Annotated in this window: 15 protein-coding genes; 1 reads left to right on the top strand and 14 read right to left on the bottom strand. The window is 39.3% G+C overall.

Annotated elements, in window-relative coordinates:
- Nucleotides 1–13: 13 nt before the first annotated feature.
- The 4 genes from pcrB to NST91_RS01895 all read right to left on the bottom strand — a co-directional run bounded on the left by pcrB (nucleotide 14) and on the right by NST91_RS01895 (nucleotide 4,991).
- Nucleotides 14–700: a heptaprenylglyceryl phosphate synthase gene (pcrB, locus tag NST91_RS01910; protein WP_341329768.1), complete on the bottom strand. Its 687-nt coding sequence runs from the start codon at nucleotides 698–700 to the stop codon at nucleotides 14–16.
- Between the two features lie 1,112 nt (nucleotides 701–1,812).
- A complete protein-coding gene (locus NST91_RS01905) occupies nucleotides 1,813–2,115 on the bottom strand; it encodes a YerC/YecD family TrpR-related protein (protein ID WP_099354963.1) in 303 nt (100 codons plus the stop codon).
- Between the two features lie 29 nt (nucleotides 2,116–2,144).
- The gene (locus tag NST91_RS01900) at nucleotides 2,145–3,194 is read right to left on the bottom strand and encodes a DUF3048 domain-containing protein (protein ID WP_341329767.1); all 1,050 of its coding nucleotides are present in this window, start codon (nucleotides 3,192–3,194) and stop codon (nucleotides 2,145–2,147) included.
- Between the two features lie 54 nt (nucleotides 3,195–3,248).
- Nucleotides 3,249–4,991 (bottom strand): adenine deaminase C-terminal domain-containing protein, encoded by a 1,743-nt coding sequence (locus NST91_RS01895; protein ID WP_341329766.1) that lies wholly within the window; start codon nucleotides 4,989–4,991, stop codon nucleotides 3,249–3,251.
- A 157-nt stretch (nucleotides 4,992–5,148) separates the two neighbouring features.
- On the opposite strand from NST91_RS01895, the gene NST91_RS01890 reads away from it, so the two are divergent.
- Nucleotides 5,149–5,406, top strand: coding sequence for a YgaP family membrane protein (locus NST91_RS01890; RefSeq protein WP_341329765.1), 258 nt, complete (start codon nucleotides 5,149–5,151; stop codon nucleotides 5,404–5,406).
- An 87-nt stretch (nucleotides 5,407–5,493) separates the two neighbouring features.
- On the opposite strand, the gene purD is transcribed toward NST91_RS01890, so the two are convergent.
- The 10 genes from purD to purB all read right to left on the bottom strand — a co-directional run bounded on the left by purD (nucleotide 5,494) and on the right by purB (nucleotide 16,752).
- Nucleotides 5,494–6,786 carry a phosphoribosylamine--glycine ligase gene (purD, locus tag NST91_RS01885; RefSeq protein WP_341329764.1) on the bottom strand — a complete coding sequence of 431 codons (1,293 nt, stop codon included), beginning with the start codon at nucleotides 6,784–6,786 and terminating at the stop codon, nucleotides 5,494–5,496.
- A 169-nt stretch (nucleotides 6,787–6,955) separates the two neighbouring features.
- Nucleotides 6,956–8,494, bottom strand: coding sequence for a bifunctional phosphoribosylaminoimidazolecarboxamide formyltransferase/IMP cyclohydrolase (purH, locus tag NST91_RS01880; protein WP_341329763.1), 1,539 nt, complete (start codon nucleotides 8,492–8,494; stop codon nucleotides 6,956–6,958).
- The gene (purN, locus tag NST91_RS01875; RefSeq protein WP_341329762.1) at nucleotides 8,491–9,087 is read right to left on the bottom strand and encodes a phosphoribosylglycinamide formyltransferase; all 597 of its coding nucleotides are present in this window, start codon (nucleotides 9,085–9,087) and stop codon (nucleotides 8,491–8,493) included. Before purN ends, purH begins: the two co-directional genes overlap by 4 nt.
- Complete coding sequence (gene purM / locus NST91_RS01870) at nucleotides 9,084–10,124, bottom strand: phosphoribosylformylglycinamidine cyclo-ligase (protein WP_341329761.1); 1,041 nt, start codon at nucleotides 10,122–10,124, stop codon at nucleotides 9,084–9,086. The genes purN and purM overlap by 4 nt, the downstream gene beginning before the upstream one ends.
- Before the next feature lie 23 nt (nucleotides 10,125–10,147).
- Nucleotides 10,148–11,566: an amidophosphoribosyltransferase gene (purF, locus tag NST91_RS01865; RefSeq protein WP_121449513.1), complete on the bottom strand. Its 1,419-nt coding sequence runs from the start codon at nucleotides 11,564–11,566 to the stop codon at nucleotides 10,148–10,150.
- The gene (purL, locus tag NST91_RS01860; RefSeq protein WP_341329760.1) at nucleotides 11,542–13,770 is read right to left on the bottom strand and encodes a phosphoribosylformylglycinamidine synthase subunit PurL; all 2,229 of its coding nucleotides are present in this window, start codon (nucleotides 13,768–13,770) and stop codon (nucleotides 11,542–11,544) included. The genes purF and purL overlap by 25 nt, the downstream gene beginning before the upstream one ends.
- Nucleotides 13,754–14,443, bottom strand: coding sequence for a phosphoribosylformylglycinamidine synthase subunit PurQ (purQ, locus tag NST91_RS01855; RefSeq protein ID WP_341329759.1), 690 nt, complete (start codon nucleotides 14,441–14,443; stop codon nucleotides 13,754–13,756). Before purQ ends, purL begins: the two co-directional genes overlap by 17 nt.
- Nucleotides 14,440–14,694 carry a phosphoribosylformylglycinamidine synthase subunit PurS gene (purS, locus tag NST91_RS01850; RefSeq protein ID WP_099362645.1) on the bottom strand — a complete coding sequence of 85 codons (255 nt, stop codon included), beginning with the start codon at nucleotides 14,692–14,694 and terminating at the stop codon, nucleotides 14,440–14,442. Before purS ends, purQ begins: the two co-directional genes overlap by 4 nt.
- Nucleotides 14,694–15,410, bottom strand: coding sequence for a phosphoribosylaminoimidazolesuccinocarboxamide synthase (gene purC, locus NST91_RS01845; RefSeq protein WP_341333469.1), 717 nt, complete (start codon nucleotides 15,408–15,410; stop codon nucleotides 14,694–14,696). Before purC ends, purS begins: the two co-directional genes overlap by 1 nt.
- Nucleotides 15,411–15,459: 49 nt before the next feature.
- Nucleotides 15,460–16,752 (bottom strand): adenylosuccinate lyase, encoded by a 1,293-nt coding sequence (gene purB / locus NST91_RS01840; protein ID WP_341329758.1) that lies wholly within the window; start codon nucleotides 16,750–16,752, stop codon nucleotides 15,460–15,462.
- Between the last annotated feature and the right edge of the window lie 9 nt (nucleotides 16,753–16,761).

Raw genomic sequence — 16,761 nt, 5'->3', positions numbered from 1 at the left:
TGGATTTCCATTCTTATCCCTTAACAGCTTGTACTGTTTTTAAAGCTGCGTTCATGTCTTCGTATATAATATTTCCTACGACTACAGTATCGGCAAACTGTCCCATTTCCTTTGCCTGTTCAGCCGTCTTTATTCCACCGCCGTAAAACAGTTTTGTCGTTTCTAGTGTTTCTCCTACAGCTGAAACAATCTCCTTATCCCCGTACGCTCCACTGTATTCTATATAAAAAATAGGGAGGGAAAACATTTTTTCAGCCATTGTTGCATAGGCTACAACATCATCCTTTTCCAAAGAAGCATTTGCACTTGTCAGCTTAGCCGCTTTACAGTCTTCATTAAGAATGCAATAACCTTGCATAATCATTTCTTCCCAATTCATAACATCTCCAAATTCCTTTACCGCCTCATGATGCATCCCCATCATCCATTGTGTATCACTACTATTTAATACAGTAGGAATAAAATATAAATCAAAGCCAGGTGTGACTGACTCAATATTTGAAATCTCTAAAACAGCTGGTACAGTATAACGTCGGATTCGAGACATTAAGTGAAGGACATTGTCCAATGTCACCCCATCGCTTCCACCAACAATAATCGCATCTGTTCCAGATTCACAAATTGCATCTAAATGTTCCTCACTGATTTCCTTATTCGGATCCAGCTTAAAAACATGTCTCCATTCTCTAAAATCGTACATGAAGATCCTCCATTCATCATTCCATTTCTCCATTATATCAAAACTACATCCATCTATTAATACTTAGGTGGATTTCATTAAAAATGTACTTTTATTGCAATTAATTACAGATGAAAAATATGGCTAATCTCATTTTATTTTAGGAAACTTGTATAAATTTTGAAAAAGGATATAGTTTAAAGACCGTATAAGACTAGATTTTTGAATAATAGTGGAAAAAGGTTATAACACAAACCCTTTATACCACCTGACTTATGTATAAAAATGGCTTAGCACGTGATTCAAGCTTAGGTTAAGAACTTTATACTCTTGATGAAGTACTTAACTCCTTAATGTAATTTAAGTTTTGTTCTTCATACACTTGATGAAGTACTTAACCTGTTAATGTTTCTTAAGTTATGTTCCTCATACACTTGATGAAGTACTTAACTCGTTAATATATCTTAAGTTATGTTCCTCATACACTTGATGAAGTACTTAACTCGTTAATGTTTCTTAAGTTATGTTCTTCATACACATGATGAAGTACTTAACCTGTTAATGTTTCTTAAGTTATGTTCCTCATACACTTGATGAAGTACTTAACCTGTTAATGTTTCTTAAGTTATGTTCCTCATACTCTTGATGAAGTACTTAACCTGTTAATGTTTCTTAAGTTATGTTCCTCATACTCTTGATGAAGTACTTAACTCGTTAATATATCTTAAGTTTTGTTCCTCATACACTTGATGAAGTACTTAACCTGTTAATGTTTCTTAAGTTATGTTCCTCATACTCTTGATGAAGTACTTAACCTGTTAATGTATCTTAAGTTATGTTCCTCATACTCTTGATGAAGTACTTAACTCGTTAATATATCTTAAGTATGTTCCTCATACACTTGATGAAGTACTTAACCCGTTAATGTATCTTAAGTTATGTTCCTCATACACTTGATGAAGTACTTAATTACCTTAAGTTATGTTCCTTCTTAATTTTAATTAAGTAAAAAAACTCACAATATAAACTCCATATACGACGACGATACACCATTACTAAATTCGCAATATACCACTAACCGAATCAACAAAAAATAAAAAGCCGAAACTCAAGGTTTCGACTTTCACACATAATTACTGTTTTTCCGTTTCTTTGACACGATCGAGTGCCATTTGATAGGCATCGTTTCCGTAATTTAAGCATCGCTTTACACGAGAAATGGTTGCTGTACTTGCCCCTGTTTCCGTTTCGATTTTATGGTACGTATTTCCTTCTTGTAGCATTCTTGCGACTTCAAGGCGTTGCGCAAGTGACTGGATTTCATTTACCGTACATAAATCATCGAAGAATCGATAGCACTCCTCAAGATCGTTTAGTGATAGGATTGCATTAAATAATTGATCAAGTTCTTTCCCACGTAATTTATCAATTTGCATGTGATTTCTCCCTTTTTAAAATGTTTTTTCTAGTTTCCAAACGATACGGCACCGGCGATTCCAGGTGTTGTTGGAATGATATTAATCCATGTTTTCCCTGGGACTAAGCCGACTTCTTCCCCATTTGCAAATGGCACAATTCTTCCCTCAACATTTTTCCACTCGATTTCCTGTGCCTTTCCTTTCTGAAGCAAAAAGCCTTTTCCTCCGGTTGTCACATCAACAGCACGTCTTCCATAATCATCGATAAAGCGATGATTCATTTCAACGATCAATACATTGTCAAGTAATACCGGTGTACTTGTCTCACGGTCTACTGTCTGGTCGCCTCCGCTATAACGCTCATACTTACTTTTTTCAGCATTATAATCGTAGACTGCTGAAAATATATCTCTTGATGAATAGGACACTCGAACATGTTCAGCTGCTGTGCCTTCAATGCCATCTAACTCATTCTCAGATAAAAATGAAAAACTTTGAACCTCGTCTTCCATTGAATATCCTTGCTTATCTGCCCCTTTTACAATATTTTCAAATGAAATATATGAGTTATGTGGGGCAACATTGTGGTCAGCACGCCAAAAAAGAGTGCCATCATAAACCATTCCATTTATGTTGTCTATCTTGCCGCTGTTAAGAATCTGTTTAGCCTCTGGGCTCCAGCCATGTGCTACATATAGTGCATCAAAGCCTTTGCTCAACTCAATATAATAATCTCTAGCACTACGAACTGGTCCAATAATTTCTGGTTTTTCACTTTGGAACACAGCTAGGAAACGAGTTACATCTCCTTCCGCTAACACTTCATACACTATATCAGCCATATGAAGTCCTGACTGCGGACGTGCTTTTGGATGATTGTTGACCATGACTGCAAATGGACGACTATCTACATCCTCGTTTGTTCCAATTCCTGTTAAAGGAAAGACATGTTCAAACTCTTCCTTTGGTTCATCCTTTGTTACAGGCTGGACCTGTTTTGGTTCATGCTCTTCCTGTTGCTTTACAGCTTCCTTATTGCTACAAGCTGCTGAAAAGAGTAAGAGAAGAATTCCTAGAATGTATATAGTCTTTTTCATATTTGATTACACAACCTTTTTAATAGAAAATCAAAATTGAAATCCTTTTATATTTTAACGCATTATTGACGGAAAGAGTACCATTTTATTCATGACATCATAAATTCCCTGTGGTGTAATGCGAATATAAGGCAAATGAGTAGACGATAAAAAGCTTAATGTATAAATCGGGTCACTGTGATTATAACCTCGCTCACGTACTAAACGAACTAACTCCTTTTCAAGTACACTTAAATCTACTACAGATTTAGACGAAGTGATTCCACCAATATCTAGTGGGACTTCATGTAAAATGTTACCGTTTTCAACTAAAACTATTCCACCACCAAGTTCCTTCATGCGATTAAAGGCAAGAAGCATATCCTTTTTATTTTTTCCAATTAATACAAAATCACCCGTATTTGAAAAAGAACTTGCAAACCCCGAAATGCGATTTGCGAAACCTTTAATCATTGTGTTGACACGCCATTTCCCTTCCCGGTCAACTAACATCAAGAAGCTCTCATCATGTTCCATTGAAATTTCATCATAAGATGCATCAATGGAAATCGAATATGGTTTCATAATAACAGCATTCTCCATCTTCATTCCGAACGGCATTGAAAACTGTAAGTCATCAAGCGTCAGTTCCCAGTTGGTAGCAAGGTTTGTAAAGCCCTGACTCTTCCACGGAAATTCTGGAAATGCATGTTGATCTTTATTTTCACGTTTCACCCAAACCCCTTTAGCAAGGACAGATTCAGGAGTTGGATTCTCTTTTGATGTTAAAATATTTAGATTTGCAATTCTTCCCGTAGCTATCATACCATGGAGGTTATCCATGTTATAGTGCCTTGCTACATTGATTGTTGCCATATTGTAGGCATCGATAATTGGTACACCTTTATCAATTGCGATCTTTATCATGTTATCTATAATTCCCTGTTCATAAAACGCTGGTGGTGAACCATCTGTTGTGAAAATGAACTTATCATACTGATCAATACCTATTTCATGTATTTCGTCCAGAATTTTTGGCAGGTCCGGGCGAATCGAGGAATTACGCAATGAAGTTGTGTAGCCTTGCAGAAGACGATTCAATACATCTGTACCAGTCATCGACTCATGGTCGCAATCCGAACCCAATAACATCATTTTGGCTAATGTTTTTTCAGAAGCACCTGGAAAATGACCTTCGACCTTTTTTCCAATCCGTTTCGCTTCTTGAATCCAATGAAGCATGAGATCATCTCCATCAAGCAACTTCGGCCATCCCGTCAATTCCCCACCTTGAACAACAGCATCATGCTCAAGCCAACTTAACACATTTCCATTAGAAAAAGCTTGCTCTTCATGATGAATTTCTGTCTGTGGATCAAACCTACACCACCAGTACATTGTGACTGGAAGGTTTTTCATTTCTTCCAAAAAAGAAAACGCTTTCTTTTTACTCGTTTGTAATGCGAGCACTAAGTTATCATTTATGATTGTAGTCGTCCCTGTTTGGGATGCATATTGAGCAAATGAGTGGGGATTATATAAATGAAATGAATGTGCATGAGGTTCAATGTAACCTGGCACTACAAATTTCCCATCACACTCTACAACTTCACAGTTGGTAAGTTTTGATGGCAGCTGTTGACCCACGTACACAATACGATCTTGGTAAATCCAGATATGTGCGTTGATCCATTTTTTTAACATTTGATTTAAATATGTGACGTTTTTTAATAGAATTGTTGGTGATTTTTTTCCATCTATGACAGCAACATGTTCACGTAGTTGCTTATTTTTCCAACGGTAACGTTGCCCAACCATTAACCATCTCTCCAATCTCTGCCTTAAGCTATGGAAGCGCTTTATGCTATAGTAACATATTAATTGATTTAGTGCATTAAAGACTTCAAGAAAAAATTGTAAAACTTTTTGACAATTTTTGAGGTAAGGTAAAGATCTTTGAACGGGGGTAAAAAAAATGAAACCGAATATAGGGATGATCAATGCTTTAGTCCGCATTACATGTGGATTTACGATGCTTGCTTGGGCTACCGCTAAAATGGTAAAACGTCCGTGGCGTGAAAGTTTCATTTTCGTGGCGATGCTTGGGGGAATGAAGGTGGCAGAAGGTATTACTCGTTTCTGTCCACTTACAGCTCTCTTTCAAGAGTATGTCAAGAGAAAGCAAGAGGAACCAGAACCATTAAAAGAACTTCCTCCAATAAATCCATCATAAAAGGTAAGAGGATTATCCTCTTACCTATTTTATAATGCATTTTTACCGTAGTAGAATTTCGTTTTTAATATCGAAAATGTATGATATTCACACAAATTGTGCGCTATTCTTATTATTTGCGTTATAAGAAATCGCCTTGTTCCCAATATCCTTTCGGTAAAATAAATTTGAGCACTTTATTTTTTCTGCTTCTTGGTATACAAAGTCCTGTGCTTTTTCAAGAGTTTCACCGCTAGCTACAACGGTCAACACTCTTCCACCATGCGTAACAAACTGATTGTTGACCAAATCTGTTCCAGCATGGAAAGCTGTAATTTTCTCATCAAGGTTGTCTAGCCCTTCGATGACTGCTCCCTTTTCATAGCTTTCTGGATATCCTTTTGATGCAAATACGACACCAAGTGTTGCTTTATCTGACCACTCTAGGGAAATCTCCTTTTGATCAAGTAATCCTTCTATAACATCAATGAAATCCGTTTCTAAACGAGGAAGGACAACCTGAGTTTCAGGATCTCCAAATCGAGCATTGTATTCAATTACTTTTGGCCCATTAGCGGTCAAAATGAGCCCCGCATATAGGATACCAGTAAAATCTCTACCCTCTTCTTCCATCGCTTTAACTGTTGGGTTAATAATGGTTTCGATTGCTTCTTGAACAATATTGTCTGATATTTGCGGGACTGGTGAATAAGCACCCATTCCCCCAGTGTTAGGACCTTCATCATTGTCAAAAGCACGCTTATGGTCCTGTGAAATCACCATCGGATAAGCCGTTTTCCCATCCACAAAAGCCATTAATGAGAATTCTTCCCCTTCAAGAAACTCTTCAATAACTACTTGAGTACTTGCTTCACCAAATTTATTATCTTCAAGCATGTCGTACACACTTGTTAATGCATCATCCAAATTAAGAGCTACTGTAACACCTTTACCAGCAGCTAGGCCGTCCGCCTTAATAACGATAGGTGCTCCTTTTTCAAGGATATATTGTTTCGCTTCTTCATAAGAAGTGAATGTCTCATACTCTGCGGTTGGGATATTGTACTTTTTCATAATTTCCTTCGCAAAGGATTTACTACCTTCAAGTAGGGCAGCATCTTTTGTTGGGCCAAATATCGCGAGGCCTTCAGCCTGGAATCGGTTCACGATACCATTAATTAATGGGACTTCAGGTCCAACTAGGGTAAGGTCGATTTGTTCTTTTTTCGCAAACTCTATTAAACCATCAAAGTCATTTTCATCAATGTTTATTAAAGTTGCGATCGTCTGCATGCCTGGATTTCCTGGTGCAACATAGACGGTCTCTACTTTTTGGCTTTGCCCGACTTTCCAAGCAAGTGTATGTTCACGGCCACCGCGGCCAATGACTAGTACTTTCATTTTTTCACCTCATCAAACGAATTTGATTAACTTATATCTACACTGTCTAGCTCCAGCGCCTAGCCCCTCGAGGTCACAACCCAATCCATCTAGAAGGTTAAAGTACAACCTTCTGGATGGCTCGTCTTGTGCTTGTCAGGGCTGATCAAGGCGCTTGCGCTTTTCCTAATTAGTGTTTAAAATGACGTACTCCGGTAAAGACCATTGCGATTCCGTATTCATCGGCTTTTTGAATGGATTCTTCATCACGAATGGATCCTCCAGGCTGGATGATGGCAGTGATGCCAGCTTTTGCCGCAGCTTCAACTGTGTCACCCATTGGGAAGAATGCATCTGATGCAAGTGCTGAACCTTTTGCTTTTTCACCTGCTTGGTTAATTGCGATATTTGCTGATCCTACACGGTTCATTTGACCGGCACCAATTCCAATGGTCATGTCGTCTTTTGCTAACACAATTGCGTTCGATTTAACATGTTTTACAACCTTCCAACCAAGCTTTAAATCAGCCCATTCTTGTTCAGTTGGTTCTCGCTTAGTAGGAACAGAGATAGTTGCCTCTTCCAATCCGTATGAATCTTCATCTTGAACAAGTAATCCGCCACGAACGGACACAAGTTTCTTTTCAACCTTCTCGTCATCTGAAAGGTCAACAGTCAACAAACGGAGGTTTTTCTTTGAAGAAAGAATTTCAAATGCTTCCTCACTGAATGATGGTGCAATGATAATTTCAAGGAAGATTTCTCGCATTTTATGAGCTGTTTGTGCATCAACTTCACGGTTCAGTGCGATAATCCCCCCAAAAATTGACGTTGAGTCTGCTTCATATGCTTTTTGGTAGGCTTCCTCTAAAGTAGCACCCACTCCAACTCCGCAAGGATTCATATGCTTAACAGCAACCGCTGCAGGCTCTTTGAACTCTTTAACAATTTGAAGGGCAGCATCTGCATCGTTAATATTATTGTAAGATAATTCTTTTCCATGCAGTTGTGTTGCGGACGCAATCGAAATATGCGTTCCTAATGGTTTTTTATAAAATGCTGCCTTTTGATGAGGGTTTTCACCATAACGAAGGTCTTGTTTCTTTTCATAAGTAACGGTTAAGGATTCTGGATTTTCCTCACCCGCTGCATTTGTTAAAAATTCAGCGATTACTGCATCATAAGCAGCAGTGTGTCGGAACACTTTTGCTCCTAAACGAAGCTTTGTTTGTGCTGCAACTTCACCTTTTTCAGATATCTCCGCTAATACAGTATCGTAATCCTGTGGATCAACAACAACTGTTACATATTTGTGGTTTTTTGCAGCAGAACGAAGCATAGAAGGTCCGCCAATATCAATATTTTCAATCGCATCCGCAAACTGAACATCTGGTATTGCAATTGTTTGTTGAAAGGGATATAGGTTAACAACAACTAAATCGATTGGTGTAATATCATGCTCTTGAAGTTGTTTTACATGTTCTTCATTTTCTCGTACCGCTAGGAGGCCACCATGAATATTTGGATGTAGTGTTTTGACACGACCATCCATAATTTCTGGAAAGTTTGTTACCTCTGAAATTCCGATGACAGAGAGTCCCGCTTCCTCAAGAGTACGCTTTGTACCACCTGTTGAAATAACTTCAACCCCATTATCAATTAAGCCTTTTACAAAAGGAACTAGTCCCTGTTTATCTGAAACACTGACAAGTGCGCGCTTGATTGTCACTTTGAATCGCTCCCTACTCTAGAATTCTTTGCTGTTACAAGTGATTGCAGGATCTGTGGATAAAATTCATGCTCAATTTGATGAACTTTTTCTTCAATGATTGCTAATGTATCTCCTGGTTCAATAGAAAGTTCCTTTTGGGCAATAATTGGACCTGTATCCATTCCTTCATCGACATAATGAATCGTAACACCAGTCGTCCTCACGCCCGCTTCAAATGCCTGACCAATTGCATCCTTACCCGGAAAAGCTGGTAAAAGAGAAGGATGAATATTGATGATTTTGTTGCGATACGCCTTTAAAAGCGTATCGCCAATTAATCTCATGTATCCAGCCAATACAATTAATTCTACTTTTTTCTCACGTAAAGCTTCCACAATTTCGGCTTCGAATAATGATTTTTCTTGATAGTCTTTTGGTGAAAAAACAAAAGTGTCCACCCATTCCTTTGAAGCACGTTCAATTACTTTTGCACCTGGCTTATCACAAACTAGTAATTCAATTTCTGCTGCAAGTCTACCTTCTTTTACCGAATCTGCAATGGCTTGAAAGTTTGTGCCACTCCCTGATGCAAATACAGCTATTTTTTTCATACAAGTGCTCCCCCACCAAAGGTTACACCATTACCTTCTTTAATACGGCCAATAATATATGCTTTTTCACCTTGCTCTTCAAGTAGTTGAAGAAGTTCATGGAGGTCAGCCTCATTAATGGCTAACACCATTCCGATTCCCATATTAAATATATTAAACATTTCTTCACGATTTAGGTTTCCGGTCTCTTGAAGCAGATCAAAGATTGGTGGAATTGGCCATGAACCGTAATCAATCTCCGCCCCTACACCTTCTGGAAGCATACGAGGAATATTTTCAATAAAGCCCCCACCTGTAATATGGGACATACCCTTTACTTCAAACTTCTCCATTGCTTTTAATAAAGACTTCACATAAATTTTAGTCGGTTGAAGAAGTTCTTCACCTAATGTACGCCCGATTTTTCCGTACGTTTTGTGAAGGTCCAATCCTCCATCCTCTAGTAGAACCTTACGGACAAGTGAATAGCCATTACTGTGAATTCCACTTGAAGAAAGGCCGATAAGAACATCACCAGGCTTAATTGAAGCGCCAGTTACAAGCTTAGACTTTTCTGCAACACCCACTGAAAAACCAGCAAGGTCATATTCATCCTCACTATACATTCCTGGCATTTCAGCAGTTTCACCGCCAATTAATGCACAACCCGCTTGTTCACAACCATCAGCAATTCCTTTTACAATTTGCTCGATTTTTTCGGGCTGTGCTTTTCCGCATGCAATATAATCTAAAAAGTATAAAGGCTCAGCTCCCTGAACCACAATATCATTCACACACATTGCAACCGCATCAATCCCAATTGTGTCATGCTTATCCATCATAAAAGCCAACATCAACTTAGTGCCAACACCGTCTGTGCCAGAAACCAACACAGGCTCTTTTACGTTTACCTTTGATAGGTCAAACATTCCACCAAAGCTGCCAAGTCCACCCATCACTTCTGGGCGAACTGTTTTTGCAACATGCTTTTTCATTCTGGAAACAGCCTCATAGCCTGCTTCAATGTCTACTCCAGCTTGCTTATAAGCATTTGCCATCGTTATGAACACCTCTACTTTTTTTAGCTGAATACTTTTTCATGCGGTAATACCGTATCCGGGAAGATCTCCGTCGGATATTTCCCTGTAAAACAAGCCATACATTGTCCGCGAGTTTCCCCTTCAAACGGTCTTGCAATTGCTTTTACAAGCCCCTCAGGACTTAAAAATGTTAATGTGTCCGCCCCAATGATTTGACGCATTTCTTCAATTGAATGTGAAGATGCAATCAATTCTTCATGTGTGGAGGTATCAATTCCGTAAAAGCATGGATTCTTAATTGGCGGTGAACTAATGCATACATGCACTTCTAATGCACCTGCATCGCGAAGCATTTTTACAATTCTTCGGCTTGTTGTTCCACGAACAATAGAGTCATCCACCATGACAACGCGCTTGCCTTCTACAACACCATTAACAGGTGAAAGTTTCATTTTCACACCTTGTTCACGTAATGATTGGGTCGGCTTAATAAACGTTCTGCCGACATATCGATTCTTAATGAGACCGAGCTCATAAGGAATTCCAGATTCCTCTGCGTAACCAATCGCTGCCGAAATACTAGAATCTGGCACACCGGTTACTATATCGGCATCAATTGGTGCCTCTATAGCAAGCTGTTTACCTAAATTTTTTCGGGCTGTATGAACATTCACTCCGTTAATATTACTATCCGGGCGTGAAAAATAAATATATTCCATACTGCACATTGCACGATTATTCATTAAGGAGAAACGCTCTGATTGAATGCCTTCATCATTGATCACAATCAATTCACCAGGCTCGACATCTCTTTCGAATTTAGCACCAATTATATCAAACGCACAAGTCTCAGAAGCTACTACCCAAGCATCTCCAAGTTTACCAAGTGATAACGGACGAAGACCATTTGGATCCAGAGCAACTATCATTTTCTTTTCCGTCATGATCAAAAAGGCATAAGCCCCTTTTAACATGGTTAAGGCATTTTTGACACGATCTTTAATTTTTGTATAGCCGCTTTTTCTAGTTAGGTGTGCAAGAACTTCAGTATCAGAAGAAGTTTGAAAGATACTACCTTGGTTTTCCAACTGATGCTTCAAGTCATTTGCATTTACAAGGTTTCCGTTATGAGCAATCGCTAGCCCACCTACTTGAGAATGAAAGAGGAGGGGCTGAACATTTTGAATGCCCCCACCCCCAGCTGTTGCATAACGAACATGCCCAATTGCTGCACTTCCTTCTAATTGTTCAAGTTGGCCATTGCCAAACACTTCATTCACAAGGCCTTCTCCTTTTACAATTCGAAGCTTTTCACCATTACTGACAACAATGCCGGCACCCTCTTGACCACGATGCTGTAAGCTGTGTAATCCATAATAAGTTAGTTTTGCTGCATCTGGATGTCCCCAGATACCGAATACACCACATTCCTCGTTTAAGCCTTTGAGTTCAGCAAGCATGGGATTGCTCCTTTCCATGTGCGTTTTAGATCATCGACTGGTAGATTAATAATTTCCTTTCCAGTTTGATCCTCAACGATAAATAATCCATCGCCTGTTACTTCTCCGACCAGATTAGCTCTTACTAGCTGTTCAAACTTCTCTTTGTTTTCCTTCTTCACAGATACGATAAAACGAGATTGTGTTTCACTGAATAACTCAGTTACCGCATCTCCTTGAATTTGTACTTTTACACCTAAGCCCTTTGCCCCAAATGTCTTTTCTGCTAATGCAACTGCAAAGCCACCCTCTGCCACATCATGTGCAGAAGCAATAACGCCTGCACGAATGGCAGTTAATACTTGTTGTTGTCTTCTTTTTTCAATCTCTAAATCTAATTCAGGAACCGGACCGAAAATCTCGCCATGAATTAATTTTTGTAGCTCGCTGCCTGCGAATTCTTCTTTCGCCTCACCGATTACATACACAAGGTCGCCCACTTCTTTGAATTCTTGAGTTGTAATATGAGAAACATTGTCAATCAAACCAACCATTCCAATAACTGGTGTTGGGTAAATTGCTTCACCGTTCGTTTCATTATAAAGAGACACATTTCCACCAATAACTGGTGTATTTAGCACACGGCATGCTTCGCTAATTCCGTCAGCTGCTTTTTCAATCTGCCAAAAAATCTCTGGCTTCTCTGGATTTCCAAAGTTAAGGTTATCTGTGATTGCAAGAGGTGCACCACCTGAGCAGACAATATTTCTAGCAGCTTCACTAACTGCGATTTGTCCCCCAACCTCAGGGTCTAAATAGAGATACCTAGAATTACAGTCTGTAGTCATCGCGAGTGCTTTCTGTGTGTCGCGAATTCTTACAACCGCTGCATCCGAACCAGGAGCAACAACTGTATTAGTGCGAACCATATAATCATATTGGTCATAAACCCATTCTTTACTTGCAATTGTAGGCTGTGCAAGTAAATCTACAAGTGTTTGACTTACATCTTCAAGCTTAGGAGCTTCAATCTTCATTTCTTTAAATTCACGATAAGAAGCAGGTTCGCTTGAAGGCTTATGATAGACAGGAGCTTCTTCAGCTAATGCATCAACAGGAACATCAGCGATTACTTCTCCCTTGTGTACTAAGCGAAGTTGTTTGTCATCTGTAACTTTACCGATCGCCACAGCTTCAAGATCATATTTATTTACGATATCTTGGATTTCTTGCTCTCTTCCTTTTTCAACAACGATTAACATCCGCTCCTGTGATTCAGAAAGCATCATTTCATAACCTGTCATACCTGTTTCACGTTGTGGGACTAGGTCAAGATTCATTTCAATACCAGAGCCAGCTTTACTCGCCATTTCTGCAGATGAACTAGTTAGTCCTGCTGCGCCCATGTCCTGAATTCCAACTAGTGCATCAGATTTTACTAGTTCTAAGCAAGCTTCAAGCAACAATTTTTCCATAAATGGATCGCCAACCTGTACTGCAGGGCGCTTTGCATCTGAATCCTCAGTAAGTTCCTCAGAAGCAAAGGTTGCACCGTGAATTCCGTCACGACCAGTTTTGGCCCCAATATACATGACTGTATTGCCAACACCCTTTGCCTGACCCTTTTGAATATCTTCATGATTGATCAGTCCAACACACATTGCGTTTACGAGTGGATTTCCTTCATAAGAAGCATCAAATTGAATTTCTCCACCAACTGTCGGAATTCCGATACAGTTTCCGTAACCCGCAATACCTGCTACAACTTCTTCGAACAAATACTTTACTCTCGGTGAAGTTAGCTCTCCGAAACGAAGAGAGTTTAATAGAGCAATCGGTCTTGCTCCCATAGAAAACACGTCACGGATTATTCCACCAACACCCGTCGCCGCCCCTTGATAAGGCTCAATTGCAGAAGGATGGTTATGACTTTCGATTTTAAAAACAACCGCTTGATTATCACCGATATCAACAATCCCAGCACCTTCACCTGGTCCTTGAAGAACTCGCTCACCAGTTGTCGGAAACTTTCGTAACACTGGCTTAGAGTTTTTATAGCTACAGTGCTCAGACCACATAACTGAGAATAAACCTGTCTCTGTATAGTTTGGAAGTCTACCAATAATCTTTTCGATTAATTCAAACTCTGAATCACTTAAACCCATTTCACTATATATCTTTTGTTCTTTAATTTCCTGCGGACTTGGTTCAAGAAGTAACGACATGTGCTGCCAACCTCCAATTTTTCACAATTGATTGAAATAATTTGATTCCATCTGCACTACCCAATAATTCCTCAACCGCTCTTTCTGGATGAGGCATCATCCCAAGAACATTTCCCCGTTCATTTGTAATACCTGCGATATCCGCAACACTACCATTTGGGTTTGTTCCGTTATATGTGAACGCGATCTGATTATTCTCTTGTAATCTAGCAAGTGTTTGCTCATCACAATAATAATTTCCTTCACCATGGGCAATCGGAACTGTGATGACTTCGCCCACTTCATATTCAGATGTAAACATTGTTTTATTATTATCAACTCGCAGCTCAACCGGACGACACATGAATTTTAGTTTTTCATTTCGACGCATCGCACCTGGCAGAAGCCCTGCTTCTAATAAAATTTGGAAGCCATTGCATACACCCAGGATTGGTTTACCAGCCTCAGCTGCTTTTACTACCTCATCCATGACATTTGAAAAACGAGCAAGTGCTCCTGTACGTAGGTAATCTCCATAAGAGAAGCCTCCAGGAAGTAAAATACCATCGAATTCTTCAAGGTTTGTTGCAGTATGTGATACATACTCCACTTCTTCACCAAGCGCATCTTTTACAGCATGATACATATCAACATCGCAGTTAGAGCCTGGAAACACGATTACGGCAAATTTCACTGTGTGACAACCTCCTCAACCTCATAACGATAATCCTCAATTACCGTATTCGCTAAAAGCTTTTCACAAATCTCCTTAACCGTTTTATCAAGGTCAGCTACTGTTTCATCAATCATTAACTCCATATATTTTCCAATACGAACATCCGATACTTCTTTATAATTTAATTGGTGCAATGAACCTTTCACAGCACTGCCTTGTGGATCTAAAACACTTTCACGTAATGTTACATAAACCTTTACTTTGTACATCATGCAATTTGTCCCCCTAGTCGATTTAAAATTTCCGTATAAGCGTCTGTTACATTTCCGAGGTCTCTACGGAATACGTCTTTATCCAATTTTTCATTTGTTTCAATATCCCAGAAGCGGCAGGTATCAGGTGAAATCTCATCAGCTAATAAAACCTCTCCGTCTTTTGTGACACCAAATTCGAGTTTAAAATCTATTAATCTGATTTGAAGGTCTAAAAAGAAAGCACGTAATACATCATTGATTTTTAGCGCCTGTTCTTTAAGTTCTAGGACTTGATTTTTAGTTGCAAGATCTAGAACTTCAATGTGGTCCTCGTTCACAAGTGGATCACCTAGGTCGTCATTTTTATAGTAAAATTCAACAATCGGTTTTACTAAGTCCGTTCCTTCCTCAATTCCAACTCGCTTTGAAAAACCGCCAGCAACTACGTTCCGCACAACAACCTCCAGCGGTATGATTGATACATGCTTGACGAGTTGTTCGTTTTCTGAAAGCTTGCCGATAAAATGTGTTTTGATTCCTGCCGTATGAAGTTTTGAAAAAATCAGGCTTGTAATTTCGTTATTCAATCGACCCTTGCCAACAATTTGTGCTTTCTTTTCCCCATTAAACGCTGTGGCGTCATCCTTGTACTCCACTAAAACGATGGAATCTTCAGCTGTTTGATAGAGTTTCTTAGCCTTTCCTTCATACAGTAAACGAAGCTTTTTCACGTCCATCTTGACTCCCCCTAAAAGATTCAGATTAAGCGACTCTATATTTTTATAAGCCTAAGCGTTCAAAAATCATGTCTACGTGCTTAAGGTGGTAATTATAATCAAAGCAATCGTCAATTTGTGCTGGAGATAAACGGCTCGTAATTTTTTCTTCAGCTTCAATTAACCCGCGGAACGGAACTTGTTTTTCCCATGCTTCCATTGCCTTAGGCTGTACAGTATCGTATGCCTCTTCTCTTGTTAAACCTGAGTCAATCAATGCTAACAACACACGTTGCGAATAAATCAATCCAAGTGTACGGTCCATATTACGTTTCATGTTCTCTGGGAACACAGTTAGGTTCTTTACAATATTTCCAAAACGATTAAGCATATAATTCAACGCAATCGTAGCATCTGGTAAAATAATGCGCTCTGCAGAAGAATGTGAAATATCACGTTCATGCCAAAGTGGCACATTTTCATATGCTGTCATCATATACCCACGAATTACACGAGCCAATCCTGTCATATTCTCAGACCCAATTGGGTTTCGTTTATGTGGCATTGCTGATGAACCTTTTTGACCTTTCGCAAAAAATTCTTCTACTTCTCTTGTTTCACTCTTTTGTAAGCCACGAACCTCTACCGCAAATTTTTCAATTGAAGTTGCGACAAGTGCTAATGCGGAAATATATGCCGCATGACGGTCACGCTGTAACGTCTGTGTCGAGATCGGTGCAGCCGTAATACCAAGCTTTTCACACACATACTGCTCAACAAACGGATCGATATTCGCATAAGTTCCAACCGCTCCTGAAATCTTCCCAAACTGAACACCCTCCGCAGCTTGCTTGAAGCGTTCAAGATTACGTTTCATTTCCTCATGCCATAAAGCAAGCTTTAAACCAAATGTTGTTGGTTCGGCATGAACTCCATGCGTACGTCCCATCATAACAGTGTGTTTATGTTCCTTCGCTTTTTCCGCTAAAATATTGATAAATCGTTCTATGTCTTTTTGTAAAATGTCATTGGCTTGTTTTAACAAATAAGATAGGGCTGTATCCACAACATCGGTGGATGTTAATCCATAATGAACCCATTTTCTTTCTTCACCTAATGTTTCTGATACGGCACGTGTAAACGCCACAACATCATGTCTTGTTTCCTCTTCGATTTCTTTAATTCGATTCACATCAAAGGATGCATTTTTGCGAATAAGGGCAACATCTTCTTTTGGAATATCACCCAGCTCTGCCCAAGCCTCACAAGCTAAAATTTCCACTTCAAGCCAAGCACGGAACCGATTCTCCTCCGTCCAAATAGCCCCCATTTCCTCACGTGTATAACGACCAATCATATAAAATCC

The organism is Ferdinandcohnia sp. FSL W7-1320 (genome assembly GCF_038050315.1).
Taxonomy (GTDB): Bacteria; Bacillota; Bacilli; order Bacillales; family Bacillaceae_L; genus Ferdinandcohnia; species Ferdinandcohnia aciditolerans.
Note: the sequence above shows the minus strand (reverse complement) of the source record. Positions and strands in the feature narration are given on the sequence as shown.

Coding starts and splice junctions, on each gene's coding strand:
- pcrB (WP_341329768.1), bottom strand. CDS start 700: ATGTACGATTTTAGAGAATGGAGACATGTTTTTAAGCTGGATCCGAAT.
- NST91_RS01905 (WP_099354963.1), bottom strand. CDS start 2,115: ATGCAAATTGATAAATTACGTGGGAAAGAACTTGATCAATTATTTAAT.
- NST91_RS01900 (WP_341329767.1), bottom strand. CDS start 3,194: ATGAAAAAGACTATATACATTCTAGGAATTCTTCTCTTACTCTTTTCA.
- NST91_RS01895 (WP_341329766.1), bottom strand. CDS start 4,991: ATGGTTGGGCAACGTTACCGTTGGAAAAATAAGCAACTACGTGAACAT.
- NST91_RS01890 (WP_341329765.1), top strand. CDS start 5,149: ATGAAACCGAATATAGGGATGATCAATGCTTTAGTCCGCATTACATGT.
- purD (WP_341329764.1), bottom strand. CDS start 6,786: ATGAAAGTACTAGTCATTGGCCGCGGTGGCCGTGAACATACACTTGCT.
- purN (WP_341329762.1), bottom strand. CDS start 9,087: ATGAAAAAAATAGCTGTATTTGCATCAGGGAGTGGCACAAACTTTCAA.
- purM (WP_341329761.1), bottom strand. CDS start 10,124: ATGGCAAATGCTTATAAGCAAGCTGGAGTAGACATTGAAGCAGGCTAT.
- purF (WP_121449513.1), bottom strand. CDS start 11,566: ATGCTTGCTGAACTCAAAGGCTTAAACGAGGAATGTGGTGTATTCGGT.
- purL (WP_341329760.1), bottom strand. CDS start 13,770: ATGTCGTTACTTCTTGAACCAAGTCCGCAGGAAATTAAAGAACAAAAG.
- purS (WP_099362645.1), bottom strand. CDS start 14,694: ATGTACAAAGTAAAGGTTTATGTAACATTACGTGAAAGTGTTTTAGAT.
- purB (WP_341329758.1), bottom strand. CDS start 16,752: ATGATTGGTCGTTATACACGTGAGGAAATGGGGGCTATTTGGACGGAG.